This is a genomic window from Streptomyces scopuliridis, assembly GCF_042790125.1.
Taxonomy (GTDB): Bacteria; Actinomycetota; Actinomycetes; order Streptomycetales; family Streptomycetaceae; genus Streptomyces; species Streptomyces scopuliridis_A.
Window position 1 is genome coordinate 267,694 of record NZ_JBHTZS010000001.1, and the last position, 14,529, is coordinate 282,222.

Annotated in this window: 13 protein-coding genes and 1 tRNA gene; 5 read left to right on the forward strand and 9 right to left on the reverse strand. The window is 70.1% G+C overall.

The features are described 5' to 3' along the window. On the reverse strand, window positions 1–1,257 hold the full coding sequence (gene frc, locus ACFRKB_RS00985) for a formyl-CoA transferase (RefSeq protein ID WP_383102128.1): 1,257 nt from the start codon (window positions 1,255–1,257) through the stop codon (window positions 1–3). A gap of 151 nt (window positions 1,258–1,408) precedes the next feature. On the opposite strand from frc, the gene sucC reads away from it, so the two are divergent. The 4 genes from sucC to ACFRKB_RS01005 all read left to right on the forward strand — a co-directional run bounded on the left by sucC (window position 1,409) and on the right by ACFRKB_RS01005 (window position 5,436). After that, window positions 1,409–2,542, forward strand: a complete 1,134-nt coding sequence (gene sucC / locus ACFRKB_RS00990; protein ID WP_383102130.1) for an ADP-forming succinate--CoA ligase subunit beta — start codon at window positions 1,409–1,411, stop codon at window positions 2,540–2,542. Between the two features lie 25 nt (window positions 2,543–2,567). Then, complete coding sequence (gene sucD, locus ACFRKB_RS00995) at window positions 2,568–3,470, forward strand: succinate--CoA ligase subunit alpha (protein ID WP_383102131.1); 903 nt, start codon at window positions 2,568–2,570, stop codon at window positions 3,468–3,470. 92 nt (window positions 3,471–3,562) lie between these two features. Beyond that, a complete protein-coding gene (locus ACFRKB_RS01000; RefSeq protein ID WP_383102133.1) occupies window positions 3,563–5,119 on the forward strand; it encodes an aldehyde dehydrogenase family protein in 1,557 nt (518 codons plus the stop codon). Between the two features lie 232 nt (window positions 5,120–5,351). Then, window positions 5,352–5,436 (forward strand) — tRNA-Leu (locus ACFRKB_RS01005). 267 nt (window positions 5,437–5,703) lie between these two features. Here the strand turns inward: ACFRKB_RS01005 and ACFRKB_RS01010 are convergent. Together ACFRKB_RS01010 and ACFRKB_RS01015 are read right to left on the reverse strand one after the other, a co-directional pair. Beyond that, window positions 5,704–7,485, reverse strand: coding sequence for a hypothetical protein (locus ACFRKB_RS01010; RefSeq protein WP_383102135.1), 1,782 nt, complete (start codon window positions 7,483–7,485; stop codon window positions 5,704–5,706). Continuing rightward, the gene (locus ACFRKB_RS01015) at window positions 7,482–8,456 is read right to left on the reverse strand and encodes a hypothetical protein (RefSeq protein WP_383102137.1); all 975 of its coding nucleotides are present in this window, start codon (window positions 8,454–8,456) and stop codon (window positions 7,482–7,484) included. Before ACFRKB_RS01015 ends, ACFRKB_RS01010 begins: the two co-directional genes overlap by 4 nt. A gap of 116 nt (window positions 8,457–8,572) precedes the next feature. On the opposite strand from ACFRKB_RS01015, the gene ACFRKB_RS01020 reads away from it, so the two are divergent. Beyond that, on the forward strand, window positions 8,573–8,893 hold the full coding sequence (locus ACFRKB_RS01020; RefSeq protein WP_383102139.1) for a helix-turn-helix domain-containing protein: 321 nt from the start codon (window positions 8,573–8,575) through the stop codon (window positions 8,891–8,893). 203 nt (window positions 8,894–9,096) lie between these two features. Here the strand turns inward: ACFRKB_RS01020 and ACFRKB_RS01025 are convergent, their stop codons facing one another. The 6 genes from ACFRKB_RS01025 to ACFRKB_RS01050 form a co-directional block, all read right to left on the reverse strand. Then, window positions 9,097–9,624 carry a hypothetical protein gene (locus ACFRKB_RS01025; RefSeq protein ID WP_383102141.1) on the reverse strand — a complete coding sequence of 176 codons (528 nt, stop codon included), beginning with the start codon at window positions 9,622–9,624 and terminating at the stop codon, window positions 9,097–9,099. Between the two features lie 289 nt (window positions 9,625–9,913). Next, window positions 9,914–10,456 (reverse strand): P-loop nucleotide/nucleoside kinase family protein, encoded by a 543-nt coding sequence (locus ACFRKB_RS01030; RefSeq protein ID WP_383102142.1) that lies wholly within the window; start codon window positions 10,454–10,456, stop codon window positions 9,914–9,916. 40 nt (window positions 10,457–10,496) lie between these two features. After that, window positions 10,497–11,366, reverse strand: coding sequence for a glycosyltransferase family 2 protein (locus ACFRKB_RS01035; protein ID WP_383102144.1), 870 nt, complete (start codon window positions 11,364–11,366; stop codon window positions 10,497–10,499). Next, complete coding sequence (locus ACFRKB_RS01040) at window positions 11,360–12,613, reverse strand: hypothetical protein (protein ID WP_383102146.1); 1,254 nt, start codon at window positions 12,611–12,613, stop codon at window positions 11,360–11,362. The genes ACFRKB_RS01035 and ACFRKB_RS01040 overlap by 7 nt, the downstream gene beginning before the upstream one ends. Further along, window positions 12,610–13,317, reverse strand: coding sequence for a hypothetical protein (locus ACFRKB_RS01045; protein WP_383102147.1), 708 nt, complete (start codon window positions 13,315–13,317; stop codon window positions 12,610–12,612). The genes ACFRKB_RS01040 and ACFRKB_RS01045 overlap by 4 nt, the downstream gene beginning before the upstream one ends. Further along, entirely contained in the window at window positions 13,314–14,483 is a 1,170-nt protein-coding gene (locus ACFRKB_RS01050; protein WP_383102149.1) for a glycosyltransferase, read from the reverse strand. The genes ACFRKB_RS01045 and ACFRKB_RS01050 overlap by 4 nt, the downstream gene beginning before the upstream one ends. Window positions 14,484–14,529: the final 46 nt, after the last annotated feature.

Genomic DNA, 14,529 nt, shown 5'->3' on the forward strand with positions numbered 1-14,529 from the left:
CTAGATGACTCCGTTCGTTTTGAGCAGTCGCAGTTCCTCGTCGTCGAGACCGAGTTCGCCGACGTAGACCTCCGCGTTGTGCTCACCGAGCAGGGGTGAGGTGACCACGTCAACCGGAGAGTCGGAGAGTTTCAGCGGGTTGCCGACCGTGGTGAACGAGCCGCGCTGAGGGTGCGGGACCTCGACGACCATCTCGTTGGCCGCCAGGGAGGCGTCCTCGATGATCTCCTTGGTGGAGAGGATCGGGCCGCACGGGATGTTGCGGGCGTTGAGCTTCTCCAGCACCTCCCACTTGGGCAGTGTGCTCGTCCACTCCTCGATGAGCTGGAACATCTTGCCGAGCTTGGGCAGCCGGGCCTCCGGGGTCGACCACTCGGGGTCGTCCGCCAGCTCGGGCCGGCCCATCAGCTCGGTGACGGGCCGCCAGCCGACCGGCTGGATGATCACATACACATAGTCGTTGGGGCCGCCCGGCGCGCATCTGACGGCCCAGCCGGGCTGTCCGCCGCCGCTCGCGTTGCCGCTGCGCGGCACGTCGTCGCCGAAGTCCTCGTTGGGGTATTCGGCGAGCGGCCCGTGCGCCAGCCGCTGCTGGTCACGGAGCTTGACCCGGCAGAGGTTGAGCACGGCGTGCTGCATCGCGACATTGACCCGCTGGCCGCGGCCGGTGTGCTCGCGCTGGAAGAGCGCGGCGAGTATGCCGGCGACGGCGTGGACGCCGGTGCCGGAGTCGCCGATCTGCGCGCCGGTGGCGAGCGGGGGCCCGTCCTCGAAGCCGGTGGTGGACATCGATCCGCCCATGGCCTGCGCGACGACCTCGTACGCCTTGAAGTTGGTGTACGGGCCCTCGCCGAAGCCCTTGATGGAGGCGTAGACGATCCGCGGGTTGATCTCCTGGATGCGCTCCCAGGTGAACCCCATCCGGTCCACGGCGCCGGGGCCGAAGTTCTCGACCATGACATCGGAGCGGCGGATCAGCTCGGTGAGGATCTCCTTGCCGCGCTCGGTCTTGGTGTTGAGGGTGATGGACCGCTTGTTGCAGTTGAGCATCGTGAAGTACAGCGAGTCGACATCGGGGATGTCGCGCAGCTGCTTACGGGTGATGTCGCCGGCCGGAGCCTCCAGCTTCAGCACGTCCGCGCCGAGCCAGCCGAGCAACTGGGTCGCGGAGGGGCCGGACTGAACGTGTGTCATGTCCAGTACCCGTACGCCGGACAGCGCCTTGGCGGACGCGGTCGTCTGGGAGTTCTCAGGCATGAGGAGGCCCCTGTCCCTTCGCATGGGGGAGGGCTGTCGCCCTCGCGGTACATTGCATACAGTCGACGAATACTGTATGAAGCTTGTTATCCCGCATCCAGTGGATGGTGTCCAGGGGGCGTGCGGCACTTTCGTCAAAAAGGGAGCCGGCATGGATCTGTACGAGCACCAAGCGAGGGAACTGTTCGCGGACCATGGCATCGCGGTGCCCGAGGCCGAGGTGGTGGAGCTGGCGCGGGAGGCCCGGTTCGCCGCCGACCGGCTCGGTGGCCGGGTGGTCGTCAAGGCACAGGTGAAGACCGGAGGCCGGGGCAAGGCGGGCGGGGTGAAGCTCGCGGTCGACCCGGCGGCAGCCGAACTGACAGCACGTCAGATTCTCGGCATGGATATCAAGGGCCACACCGTCAGGAAGGTGATGCTCGCTCAACCAGTGGATATCGAATCGGAGTTCTATGTCTCCTACGTTCTCGACCGGGCCGCGGGAACCTTCCTCGCGATCGCCTCCGTCGAGGGCGGCATGGAGATCGAGGAGATCGCGGCGAGCCGCCCGGAGGCGGTGGCGCGCGTCCCCGTCGACCCCGCGGAAGGGGTCACGGAAGCGAAGGCGGCGCAGATCGCCGAGGCCGCCCAACTGCCGCCCGAGACCGTCCCCGTACTCCAGGCGCTCTGGCAGGTGGTGGTCCGGGAGGACGCCCTTCTGGTCGAAGTCAACCCATTGGTCCGTACCGAAGAAGGGCTGATTCTCGCCCTCGACGGCAAAATCACTCTTGACGACAACGCGCGCTTCCGACAAGCGCGTTGGGGCGACCGTGAGAGCGAGGAGCACGGCGACCCGCTGGAAGCGGCCGCGGCGGCCAAGAAGCTCAACTACGTCAAGCTCGACGGCGAGGTCGGCATCATCGGCAACGGCGCGGGCCTCGTCATGTCCACTCTCGACGTGGTCGCCGGCTGCGGTGCCCGCCCCGCCAACTTCCTCGACATCGGGGGAGGGGCCTCCGCCCAGGTGATGGCGGACGGACTGACCGTCATCCTCTCCGACCCGGCGGTCAAGTCCGTGTTCGTGAACGTCTTCGGCGGCATCACGGCCTGCGACGCCGTCGCGGAGGGCATCGTCCAGGCCCTGGAGTCGGTGCGGCTGACCAAACCTCTCGTCGTGCGCCTCGACGGCAACAACGCGGCACGTGGCCGCACGATCCTCGCGGACCGCGCGCATCCACTCGTGGAACAGGTCACCACCATGGACGGCGCGGCCAGGCAGGCCGCCGTACTCGCGAACGTCGGATGACGTCGGACAAGGGGAGCGACAGACCATGGCGATCTTCCTCACCAAGGAGAGCAAGGTCCTCGTCCAGGGCATGACCGGCGCCGAGGGCATGAAACACACCCGGCGGATGCTCGCCGCCGGGACCGACGTCGTCGGCGGCGTCAACCCGCGCAAGGCGGGCCGTACCGTCGACTTCGACGAGCGAGCCGTCCCCGTCTTCGGCTCGGTGAGCGAGGGCATGGCGGCGACGGGCGCGGACGTCACCGTCGTCTTCGTACCACCACCGTTCGCCAAGGCCGCGGTCATCGAGGCCGTGGACGCGGGGATCGGGCTCGCCGTCGTGATCACCGAGGGCATCCCCGTCCATGACGCCGTCGCCTTCCAGGCGTACGCCAGAGGGCGGGGCACCCGGATCGTCGGCCCCAACTGTCCCGGACTGATCAGCCCCGGGCAGTCCAACGCCGGCATCATCCCGGCGGACATCGCCGCCAAGCCCGGCCGGATAGGACTCGTCTCCAAGTCCGGCACCCTGACCTACCAACTCATGTACGAGCTGCGGGAGACGGGCTTCTCCTCGGCCGTCGGCATCGGCGGCGATCCCGTCGTGGGCACCACCCATATCGACTGCCTCGCCGCCTTCGAGAACGACCCGGACACCGAACTGATCGTTCTCATCGGGGAGATCGGCGGCGACGCGGAGGAACGCGCGGCGGCCTACATAGCCGAGCGTGTCACCAAGCCGGTCATCGGCTACATCGCCGGATTCACCGCGCCCGAAGGCAAGACGATGGGGCATGCCGGCGCGATCGTCTCCGGTTCCTCCGGCACCGCGGAGGCCAAGAAGAAAGCCCTGGAGGCGGTCGGCGTGCGGGTCGGCTCAACCCCCTCGGAGACCGCGCGGCTGGTACTCGACCGCCTCGCGGCGTCAGGTGACGTCACTCATAATTGAAGGGAGTGTGTGCCTCCCCCATCCGGTTCACGATTCACTACGGACGAGAGCCGAGCCATGCAACTCCCGCCCCTCTAGAGCGGAGACCCTCAATGGCACCCACCCTCACAACTCCCCAACTGATACTCAAGCCGGGCACAGCCTGGTCGGACGCCTGGGACCGCTGCCTCGCCGTGGCGCCCGAGGCGTTCCAGGACGACCGTGTACGTAACCTCTGGGCCGCCTCCTGGCAGTCCGACGGCCGCGCGGTGCCCGCCACCAGCCCGGTCGACGGGAGCCCCATCGCCGGTCCGCCCCGGCTGGACTCCGCGACCGCCCAGCAGGCGGTGCGCGCCTGCCTGGACGCACACCGCGCCTGGCGCGATGTCCCACTGCCCGAGCGCAAGGCCCGCGTCGCGGCCACGCTCGACGCGCTCACCGAACACCGTGAACTGCTCGCCCTCCTCCTCGTCTGGGAGATCGGCAAGCCGTGGCGGCTCGCCCAGGCCGACGTCGACCGTGCGATCGACGGCGTGCGCTGGTACGTGGACGGTGTCGAACCGATGCTGGCGGACCGGACCCCGCTGACGGGCCCCGTCTCCAACATCGCCAGCTGGAACTATCCGATGTCCGTCCTGATCCACGCGATGCTGGTGCAGGCACTGGCCGGCAACGCGGTGATCGCCAAGGCGCCGACCGACGGGGGAGTGGCCTGTCTGACCCTGGCCTGCGCGCTCGCCGTCCGTGAGGGCATCCCCCTCACCCTGGTCAGCGGCAGCGGCGGCGAACTCTCCGAGGCGCTCGTGCGCGCGCCCGAGATCGGCTGCGTCTCCTTCGTCGGAGGCCGCGACACCGGCGCCAGAATCGCCACGGCAGTCGCTGACCTGGGCAAACGGCATATCCTCGAACAGGAGGGCCTGAACACCTGGGGCATCTGGAACTTCAGCGACTGGCCCTCACTGACCGCGGTCATCCCGAAACTCTTCGACTACGGCAAGCAGCGCTGCACGGCCTACCCACGCTTCGTGGTCCAGCGCTCGCTCTTCGCGGACTTCCTGGCCGCCTATCTCCCCGCCGTACGCTCCATCCGCCTGGGTCACCCCCTCGCGGTCGAGCACCCCGGCGACCCGCTGCCGGAACTGGACTTCGGGCCGCTCATCAACGCGGCCAAGGCCAAGGAACTGAACGACCAGGTATCCGAGGCGATCAGCCGTGGCGCTGTCCCGCTGTACCAGGGAGCGCGGGAAGAGGGGCGGTTCCTGCCCGGCCAGGACACCAGCGCCTACCTCCCGCCCGTCACCCTGCTCAACCCGCCCCCGTCCTCCCCGCTGCACCACGCGGAACCCTTCGGCCCGGTCGACACGATCGTCCTGGTCGATACGGAGGCGGAACTGCTGGCCGCGATGAACGCCTCGAACGGCGCCCTCGTCGCGACCCTCTCCACCGACGACCCGGACACGTACGCCCGGCTCTCCCCCCAGATCCGCGCCTTCAAGACCGGCCACGGCAAACCCCGGTCGCGCGGGGACCGCGACGAGCTCTTCGGCGGCTTCGGCCACTCCTGGCGCGGCGCGTTCGTCGGCGGTGAACTGCTCGTACGAGCCGTGACGGACGGCCCCCCGGGAGAGCGCCCGCCGGGCAACTTCCCGGACTACCACCTGATGCCCTAGCCCCTCCATCCCCTTCCACCGCCGGGCGCTCCCCGCCACCCTCGGGGAGCGCCCGGCACGGTCTGTGCCGGGCGCGCGACGTTCCGTATCAGGCACCTCGTCCATGGGCCCCGGACCCTCGCAGGCGACCGGCCACGGACCCCTGACCACCGGATATACGGGTGAGAGGCACCTCGTACCCCTGGTATCGTTGTCTCTGTCGCCGCGGGTGCACACCGCGGTTCGACCACTCGTCCGGGTGGCGGAATGGCAGACGCGCTAGCTTGAGGTGCTAGTGCCCTTTATCGGGCGTGGGGGTTCAAGTCCCCCCTCGGACACGAAGGGTATTTCACAGAAGTGCCCTGGTTGGCTTCACAGAACTCCCAGTGCGGACTCGTCCGGGCTGGGAGTTCTTTTTGGCGTTCGGGGTCTTGTTTGGCAGAGGTGAGCTGACGAGCCCCGACGGCCACCTTCTACCTGTTCATTTCACTGACGTTGGCCGAATGGTCGGTTTGCCTCGAGCCGCTGGTGCCCGGTCCGTATGTGCGGAGGCAGGGCGGAGCCGGCTTGGGGTGCGGGTGGAGGTGGTGTCCGGTTGGGGAGCTTCAGCCGGGTGGGGCGCCGTCGATGAGTGCGGTGAGGCTGGTTGCGCGGCGGCGGGCGCGTGTGCGCGGTCCGGGTGCGGCCGGCTCGATCGTCTCTTCGCCTGTGAACGTGGCCCAGGGGTCGGGGAGTTGGCGTTTGGTGTGCCAGGCGCGCAGGAGGGTGTGGTTGAGGCCGGCGAGGGCGAAGGCGATGAGGACGCTGTTTTTGGTGGTGCCGAAGACGCGGGTGAAGCCGCGGTCCATGTGGAGGCGGTGGGTCTTGATCTCGGCGTTGCCTGATTCGGCTGCGGCGCGGCGTCCGTAGTCGGCGGCCCAGGCGGTGGTGCCCCAGATGGTGCGCTGGCGGGTCCAGGCCATGACGTCCGGGCTCAGGGTGACCGTCTTCCCGCACGCGCATGGGGTGCCGGGGCGGCAGGTGCTGGTGGGGCGGGTGTGCGGGAGGCGCAGGGAGGCGGGGTGGTTGGGGCAGCGGAGGTGTCCGGCGAGGGCGGGGCCTTTGAAGCGCTGGTAGCCGTCGGTGTCGGGGCGGCTGTGCGGAGTGAACGCGTAGGCGGCGCGCTGGTCGTAGCATGTACGGAGCTTGGCCTTCTCCGCGCTGCGCATGCCGATGGGGAAGCCGGGCAGGTCCCGCAGCGGGTGCGGGAGGGCGTCGGTGAACAGGGTGCCGTCGATGATGACCGTCCCGGCCAGGGGCCCGGGGTGGATGCCGCGCTGCTTCGGGTGGAGGTCGATGACCGGCTCCAGGCCGCGGGCGCGGACGGGATGGGCCCATTGGGCGGGGGTGCAGTAGGAGTAGCCGCGGTCGGCGATGACCTCGCTGGTGTGCGGGTGGCGGGCGAGGTGCTGATCGATCAGCGTGATGCCGGCGTCGCCTTTGTGGGATCCGGCTGCGGCGAGGTGCATGGCGGTGAACACGAACGGCACCTCGGGTGCGCGGGCGCCGAGGGTACGGGCGTTGACTGCGAGGTGGAGATCGAAGCCGCAGAAGACGTTGCCGGGTGAGGCGTTGGTGCCGGAGCGGTAGCCCTCGCGGGAATCGGGGTCGACGGTGTGCATGAGTCGGCCGTCGGCGCCGGTGCACGGCCAGCCGGGCTCGTTCGGTGGGCGCTTGCGTCTCGGCAGCGGTGTGTCTTCGGCCGGCACCGGTACCGGCACATGGTCCGGTGCGATGTCGGGCTCGGGGGACCAGGCGCGGCGCCGCGCCCATGTCTCGTAGTCGGTGGAGTCGATCGCGATCACCCCGGTGAGCGGGAAGCCCCCGGGAAGGGAGGCGTCCAGCAGCCGCCCCACGAACTCGCTCAGACTGATGGGCTCGTATGGGCAGCCGTCCGGACACGGCGGCACCCGCTCGTTGAGACCGGGCGAACGGGCTTGTTGGCTGGGGTGGTTGTGCGGGGTGATGAGGGTGTCGGTGTCCAGGGCGCGGATGAGGAGGGTGTAGGCGTGCCAGAGCATCCGGTAGGAGGCCCTGCTGGTGAGGCCGAGCTTGCGGCGGGCGGCGAGGGGCAGCTCGGCCAGCGTGTCGAGGACCCGGGTGAGGTGCATCTCCTCCAGCAGCAGCGCGTGCACGGCCAGACCGGTCAGCAGCGCACGGGCGGTGAACTCCCTCGGTTTGCCGACCTGGTGGTGGAGAACGGCCTCGACCGCGGGGAACAGGCCGCTGCGCTCGATCAGCAGCTCCGCGCGGCGCAGGGCCTGTTCCCGGGACAGGCGCCGGGCGAGCTTGGTCAGGTGCAGCGGGAGAAGGGCACGGGCCGCTTCGCCCACCCCGCCCTTGCTCACCCGGCCGCCCTCGGTGGCGCGGTGAGCGCTTGGGCGATGGCGCGGTGCGCGTCGGCCTCGGGCAGGCGGGGCAGGTGCGGAAGGAGGTCGATCAGGGTGCCGGTGCTGGCCAGTCCGGCCGCGGCGAGGACTTCCGGCAGCGGCACACCGGCGGCGAGGAGGGTGACCAGCCAGGTGGTGCGCAATGAGGAGGCGTTCAGCGGCGGCAGCGGGCGGGGGATCTCGACGTTCGAGAGCAGCTGGCTGAGGCGGTTCTTGCCGGCGTCGTTGGATACGCCGATCAGCGGCTCGTCGGGGTGCCGTCCGGCGAGGGTGCGCATCAGGGGCGCGTACGCGGCCAGAACCGGGATGGGGCGCGGCTTGGTCCCGCCGGTGACGGTCAGCACGGTGGTGCCGTCGCCGGTGCGGGTGACGGCCCGGCCGGTGATGATCAGGTGCTCGCCGGGCATCAGCCCGGCGCCGAGCCCGCCGGTGAGGAGACCGAACGCGATCCTCGTGCGCAGCGGGGTGGACTGCTGTCCGGCGGCTTGGAGGTATCCGGCGACCTGCCCGGGCGTGTAAGGGATGGCGAGGCGGTTGCGGGCCAGGGATGCCTTCCGCGGCGGCCACGGGGCGCGGCGGGTGATGACCCGGCCGATGGTGGAGAGCTGTGAGCGCTGCGTACGCCGCGAGGATTCCTGGAGATCGCCCATGCCGGTCAGCGCGTAGCGCTCGACGGTGTCGGGGGTGAAGAGGACTTCACGGTCCAGCGGCAGATACTCATCCAGTGCCCAGTCGCAGAACCGGGTGACCGTGGACATCCTTTGGACCGCTGCCCAGGGTGACACCGGCTGCGAGCCCGTGACGCACGCGCGAACGAACGGCGCGATCAGCGTCCAAGTGGCGGGCGGCACCTGCTTCGGGGCGTAGAGGGCGACGGCGGTCGGCACGTCGGTCACGACGGCACCACCCATGACCAGCTCACGCGGCACAGCAGACTCCCCCCGGACAAGACTGGTCTTACAAGACCAGTCTCCCAGGCGGGAACGTGATTCGTACAGACATTCGAGAAAGCGGTGTGCCGGGAACCTCCCGCTACCGTGGGGTCGTGCCGCGCAGCCATGGAGACGACGCCCCTGCCAGCTACCTCGCCGACGGAGTGTGGCCTGATGGCCGGTTGCGTGAGGACGCGCCGGTCAGCGCCGTGTACGCGCAGGCGTTCGCCCGCCGTCTTCGTACGGTGATCGGCGAGAGGGGTCTGAACCCGTTCGCGGTCGAGCGGATCACCGGGGTCAGCCGCCGCACCGTCGAACGCACCCTGAAAGGCCGGGTGTTGCCCGACTTCGGCGCGGTGGCACGTCTGGAAACCGAACTCGGGGTGGATCTGTGGCCGGGCCGCGAGCACGGCAAAAAGTACACTGGGGAATGACAGCAACTGCCTTCAACCGCCCCACACTCCGGAAAAGGAGCACACGATCGGGTGACGGATCACGGCATGCTGGAATTGCGTGTCTGCGGGGCTGTTAAGCTCCCCAGCACGCGACGTGATCCGAAGAATTGTGGATTCAGGAGAGATGTCGTGGATTTGACGGCACCTCCGGGCGGCAATCCCGGAGGTGCCGGCTTAAGGGGCTACCCGCTCATGACGGTCTCCTCCTGTGGTGCGGGTTGGGGTGCCGGACGGTAGGACGCGGGAGTTCCCGCGGATTCCTTGTGCCGCTCCAGGTAGCCCTCGCGGACCATTTCGCTGAGGATGCCGCGGAGCCGGCGGTGATGGGTCACCCCGACGGCCTCGCTGAGTTCCTGGGCGGGCCACCATCGTGACGGGTCGGCCGCCAGGGCGGTGAGGATCTGGACCCGCCATGGGGGGTGCTCCCTACGGCCGTGCTTGCCGGGTTGCGGGGCGGCAGCCTGTCCAGCCTGCTGCCGGGCGCCGAGGCTGTCCTCGGCGTGGGAGGCCAGGTCTTCCGCCTCACCGGTGGAGGTTTCGCCCGGCGCCGCTGAGGCTCGTGCGCCGGACTCCTGCTCCCCTGCGGCACGGGGCTCGGGAACGGCCACCTTCTCCCACAGTGCGTTGCTGGCCACGATGCCTTCCAGCGTGGCAATGATGTGCGCGAGAGCACTCACGGTCTCGTTCGCCTCATCCATCTTCTCGCGCATGAGAATGAGGAGTTGTCCCGGAGAATGGTGCTGCAGGGCATCGGCCCAGGAATTCAGTGAAGCCACAAAGGCAGACCCTAGAGGCCCGGGGGTGCATTCATCCAATGCACCCGGGAATGATCACCCACCCGGGTTAATCAGGCCGGGCCGCATCCCTGCCCTGTCAATGGGCAGATGTTACCGCCGAACGGGAGAATTCGACTGCTGTTCCCCGGCTGCCGGTCCGCGCCTCACGGTTGGGCCCCCGGCAGGCGGCGGGTGAGGTGGTTTGGCGGCGGGCCGTGCCCTTCTACTTCTGCGGGTGGCCTGAGTGCCGTGCCTGTTCCAGCAGCACGGACAGTTTCTCGACATCGCCGGGGTACGCGAGGGCGTTCTCGTCCGCGGTCGGGGCCTCGAAGCGGGCGAGGAAGTCGTCCAGGGCCTGGGGTGTGACGGCGAGGGCGTTGGCGTCGGCCCGCAGGTTGCGTTCGCTGAGGCGGCGCAGCAACTCCTCGCGGCCGGCGGGGAGATGGACCAGGACGGGGAGGCCGCCCGCGGTGCGGGCGGCCTCCTTCCAGGCGTCGCGGTCCGTGCGCTGCCACAGGCCGTGGTCCAGGACCACGTCATGCCCGGCTTCCAGTTCCGCGGTGAACTGGGCGCGGACGGTGGCCAGGGCGGGGCGTTCGCGGGCGAAGTAGGTGTCCTCGGGGTAATCGACGCCGTAGCGGCCGTGCAGGCGGTGGACTTCTTCGTCCACGGACAGCCGGGTGAAGCCGCGTGCGGCCAGGGCCCGGGCGAGGGTGGTCTTCCCGGATCCGGTGAGGCCGGCGAGGAGAACCGCGAGGGGTGGCACGGTCTTCAGTCCTTCCCGAAGGGGCGGTCGGCGGGCTCGGTCATTGTCGCTCTTGCCGGCCGCCCATGGTGTGAGGACGCCAGGCCGTGTGGATGGCACGGGCTTCGGCGGGCCAGCTGTGGGGCATCCGGTCCAGGCTGACCCGGCGGAACGCGAAACGCGGGTCCGACACGTTCACCGAGCCGCCGTGCCGTCCGGCATGGGCGAGCAGCCGCCCGGCCTCTTCCCTTACGGCCGGGCTCTGTTCCCGCCACAGGCCGGTGGAGAAGTGATGGACCCGGCGCCGCAGATCGTCCAGGATCCCCGCACGCCATTTGAAGTGGTGGACCGCGCACAGACGGTCCGGGTCGGGCCGGTGGCCGGGCGCACGGTGGTTCCCGGAGGAGAGGGGGATGTCGTGGCGGGCGAGGACGATCTTGCGCGGGTCGCCATGCAGGAGACGGTGCGTGAGGTGCCCGCCGAGGGGATAGGCGAGATCCAGGCCGCCGCGCGGGTTCCAGCCGGTCAGGCGCCCGCTCGCCGAGACGCGGTCCAGGAGCAGGCCGCCCACCACCGGATGGTGGCCGCGGTCGGCCTGGGCGACGACTTCGCGCAGCGGCGCGGGGTACTGCTGGAACTCGTCCGCGTCGGCGAACAGATGCCAGCCGTCCCCGGCCTGGTGGCGCAGCGCGTCACGGATCCGGGCGTTGGTGTGCTCGTGCCACGGTCCGCTGCTGGTCCCGGCGGGCATGACGCCCGCCTGACGGCACACGCCTTGCAGTTCGTGCCGCAGTTGGTCGGGGACGTGCTCGGGGAAGTGGAAGGCGAGAAGGAACCGTTCGACGCCCAGCCACCGGTAGTGCCCGATCCACGCTGTGAGCAACGCCGGCTCGACGGGCCCGACCACGGCGATCAGTGTTGGCGTCAGCATCCCGCCTCCTTCGAATGCAGGCCGCGTGTGGTGTGGGCCAGGAAGGTGACCTGCTCGGCGGCACTCCACATGTCCAGTACCTTCGGCGCGCCGGGGCCCGGCAGGTCGAAGGGACACCGCACCAGGTCTTCCAGAACCCTGGCGAGAGAGATGGCGTCTCCTGCGGTGAAGGTGCGGGCCCAGGGCTGGTCCCGCAGCCGTGCGCTGAGATCCGGATCATGGTCGGAGACGATCAGCGGCACCCTGTAGCGGGCCGCGTCCATCACGAGCCCGGACTCCTTCCCTACACCGGGGTGCCGGGCGACCAGAGCCGCGTCCGCGGCGGCGTAGACCAGGCGCAGTATCGGCTCGCTGAGCGGTCCGGGCTCGGTGTGGAGCCGCACGTTCGGCAGGGCCCGCCAGCGGGCGAGGACGCTGTCATCCAGTGGATGGCCGGTGACGATCAGATGCAGCGGCTCCCGCAGCCGGGCCAGCGCCTGGTCGACGACGGTGATGTCCTTGTGCGGCCACCAGCCGCCGACCAGACACACCGCCGCCTCCGCCGCGGGAATGGCGAACGCGGCCCGGCCGCCCTCCCGTTCGCCCGGGGTCAGACGCAGACCGTCGTCGACCGCGAACGCCCGAATCTGCGATGCCATGCCGGGGCAACGCTGGATGACCTGGTCGTGGACCGCGGCGGTCGGACACAGGGCGATCACCCGCTTCTCACCGCGGCGGGCGAGCCTTCCCAGCACACGCAGCGGTGCGTCCTCGGTGGTCACCACCTCGTGGACGAACCGCAGATGTGCCAGCCGGCCCAGGACGGCGGCAACGCCGTGCAGGGCTTCGCTCGCCGTCAGGATCACCACCGCCCCCGCACCCGTGCCCTGGAGCCGGGCGGTCCGCAGAGCGGCCGCCTCCACCAGACACCGTGCGACGAGGTTGATCTGGTGCGGGATCCGGCGCACAGCACGAGGCCAGCGGCCGGAACGGAACATCCGCTGCCCGGCCCAGGAGAGCCGAGCCAGTAGGCCGGAGACCCGCAGCAGAAGACCCGCACGGTAACCCGTCGCACCAGTGACAACCTGTGCTGCGGCTTCGCGTAGCCCGGCGGCCGTCTGCCGGGCGATGCCGTTCGGGGCGATCACGAGGGTGCCCGGGCGGGCCTGAGCGAGGGCGAGGAGGGTGCGCTGATGATGCCCGCCCAGTCGGTACGCATACGGTTCGATCAGCACCAGAGAACCCGCAGAGCCTTGGGCGCCGCTCATGCGGATCCTTCCCCGGTGCCGTGGACGGCGGTGAACCGCGCGCGCAGCCAGAGCGGGTCGTTCAGCCTCTCGAACTCCCGTGGGGTGGTGGCTGCTTGGCGGGCGAAGGTGATGCCGTGGCGGGCGCCGGAGGCGGCATAGGGTGCGTACTCGCCGTCGCGGCTGGCCGTCCAGGCGCGGATCTGTTCGGCGGTGTGCGCGGCGCTCATGCCGTATTCGCTGCCGCGGGTGAGCATCGCGCACTCGCGGAAGGCGGCCCTCCAGGCGTGGAACGGGCTCTGGTTGAACCGCGTCACCCCCGCCGTCTCCTTCGCGAACTCGGTCCGGCCGGGCAGGGCGGCCAGCACATCGACCGCCTGGCCGATCTGCCGCAGCGCGGTGCGCCGGACCAGCTTCAGCCCGCCGTACCCGTAGGCGCGGCCGGTGACGGGGTTGACCGCCTTCCACACCCGCATCGACACCCCCTCACCCAGTGGCCTGACAGCGGCCAGGTCGAATGCGGGGTGGACATCGAAGTCCCCGTCCGCGATAAAGAACTGCTCCCCGTCCACCACCTCCGCGCACAACCGGTACGCGCGCCGCATCCCCCGCACGCCGTGCAGACGCTTCACCGGACCACCGAGCGCCCGTTCCAGGCGGGTGTGGAGCCGGTGGGCGAAGGGCTCGTCGTAGGAGAGGAAGACCGCGTCGAAACCGCCGCTCATACGATCGCCTCCAGGTAGCGGGCCGCCACGGCCGCCGGGGTGAGGCCGGTGGTGGAGGCGTAGGCGCGCTGGGCGTGCTCGGCGTGGAAGGCGTCGTCGGTGGCGAGCCGTTCGGCCAGGGCGACGGCTTCGGCCGCCGTGGTGAAGCACAGGGCGGGATCGATGTGTTCGGCGAGCCAGCCCATGCGCGGGGCGATCACCGGCAGGCCCATGCCCTGGCAGTCGACCACGCTCATCGACCACGGGCAGCCCGGCCGGAACGGGGCGATACCGAAGCGGGCGCCGGCCAGCAGATCCCGGTAGCGGATCCGGTCACCCCGGTCGGACACCACCTGCACATGCGGCAGCGCGGCCAGCACGTTGCGCATCCGCTCCGGACTGTCGTCCAGACCCGTGCGCTCGGCCCGCCGGGTACCGAAGAGGTCCATCACCCGCACCCGCACCACACCGGAGGCGGTCAGTTCCCTGGCCAGGTCCACGAACTCCTCCGTGCCGTAGTGCGCGTAGAGCCGGTGGTTGTAGACCCCGATCGCCTCCCCACCCGCCCGATCCCGATCCGCCCCGATGGTGGTGGCCGGGTTACGGACGAGGCGGCCGTCGCGCGGCGGGGGCACCACCCGCATCCGCCCGGTGAGATCGACGCCCACCTGGGTGGCGGCGGCCGATACCCAGGACGCGGCGGTGGCAGAGTGGACCATCACCCGGTCACAGCCCGACAAGCCTGCGGCGAACGCCAGCAGCACACTGCGTCCCAGTCCCGCATCGTCCAGGGCCGGATCCAGCAGTACCTGTCCGTCGCCGGTGAGGGAGAAGGGCAGGTAGTGGCAGTACCCGGCCAGCAGCGCGCCGGAGCCTGCTTCCAGCAGAGCCGCGCGGACCGCAGGCGCCTCCTCGACCTGGTTGGCCACCACCACATCCGGCCGCGCGGCCCGGATCATCGACACCAGCTCACCCACGTCGTTGGAGAACCGGGCCTGGTACTTGGTGCCCGGCACCGGTGTGCGGTGGAAGCCGGTGCGGGTGTCACCGGCCGGGGCCGGGGCGGCGACCGTCACCTCCACGCCAGCGTCGGCGAGCGCCGGGGCGAGGAGGTCGGCGAAGATCCATCCGGAGTCGGCCGACAGCCGGTCGGGGTTGGAGATGTTGAGCAGATACAGCACGCGCATGATGTCCCTGCCTCCCGTGTGCGGCGGCCCCGGGATTCGGGGCGCC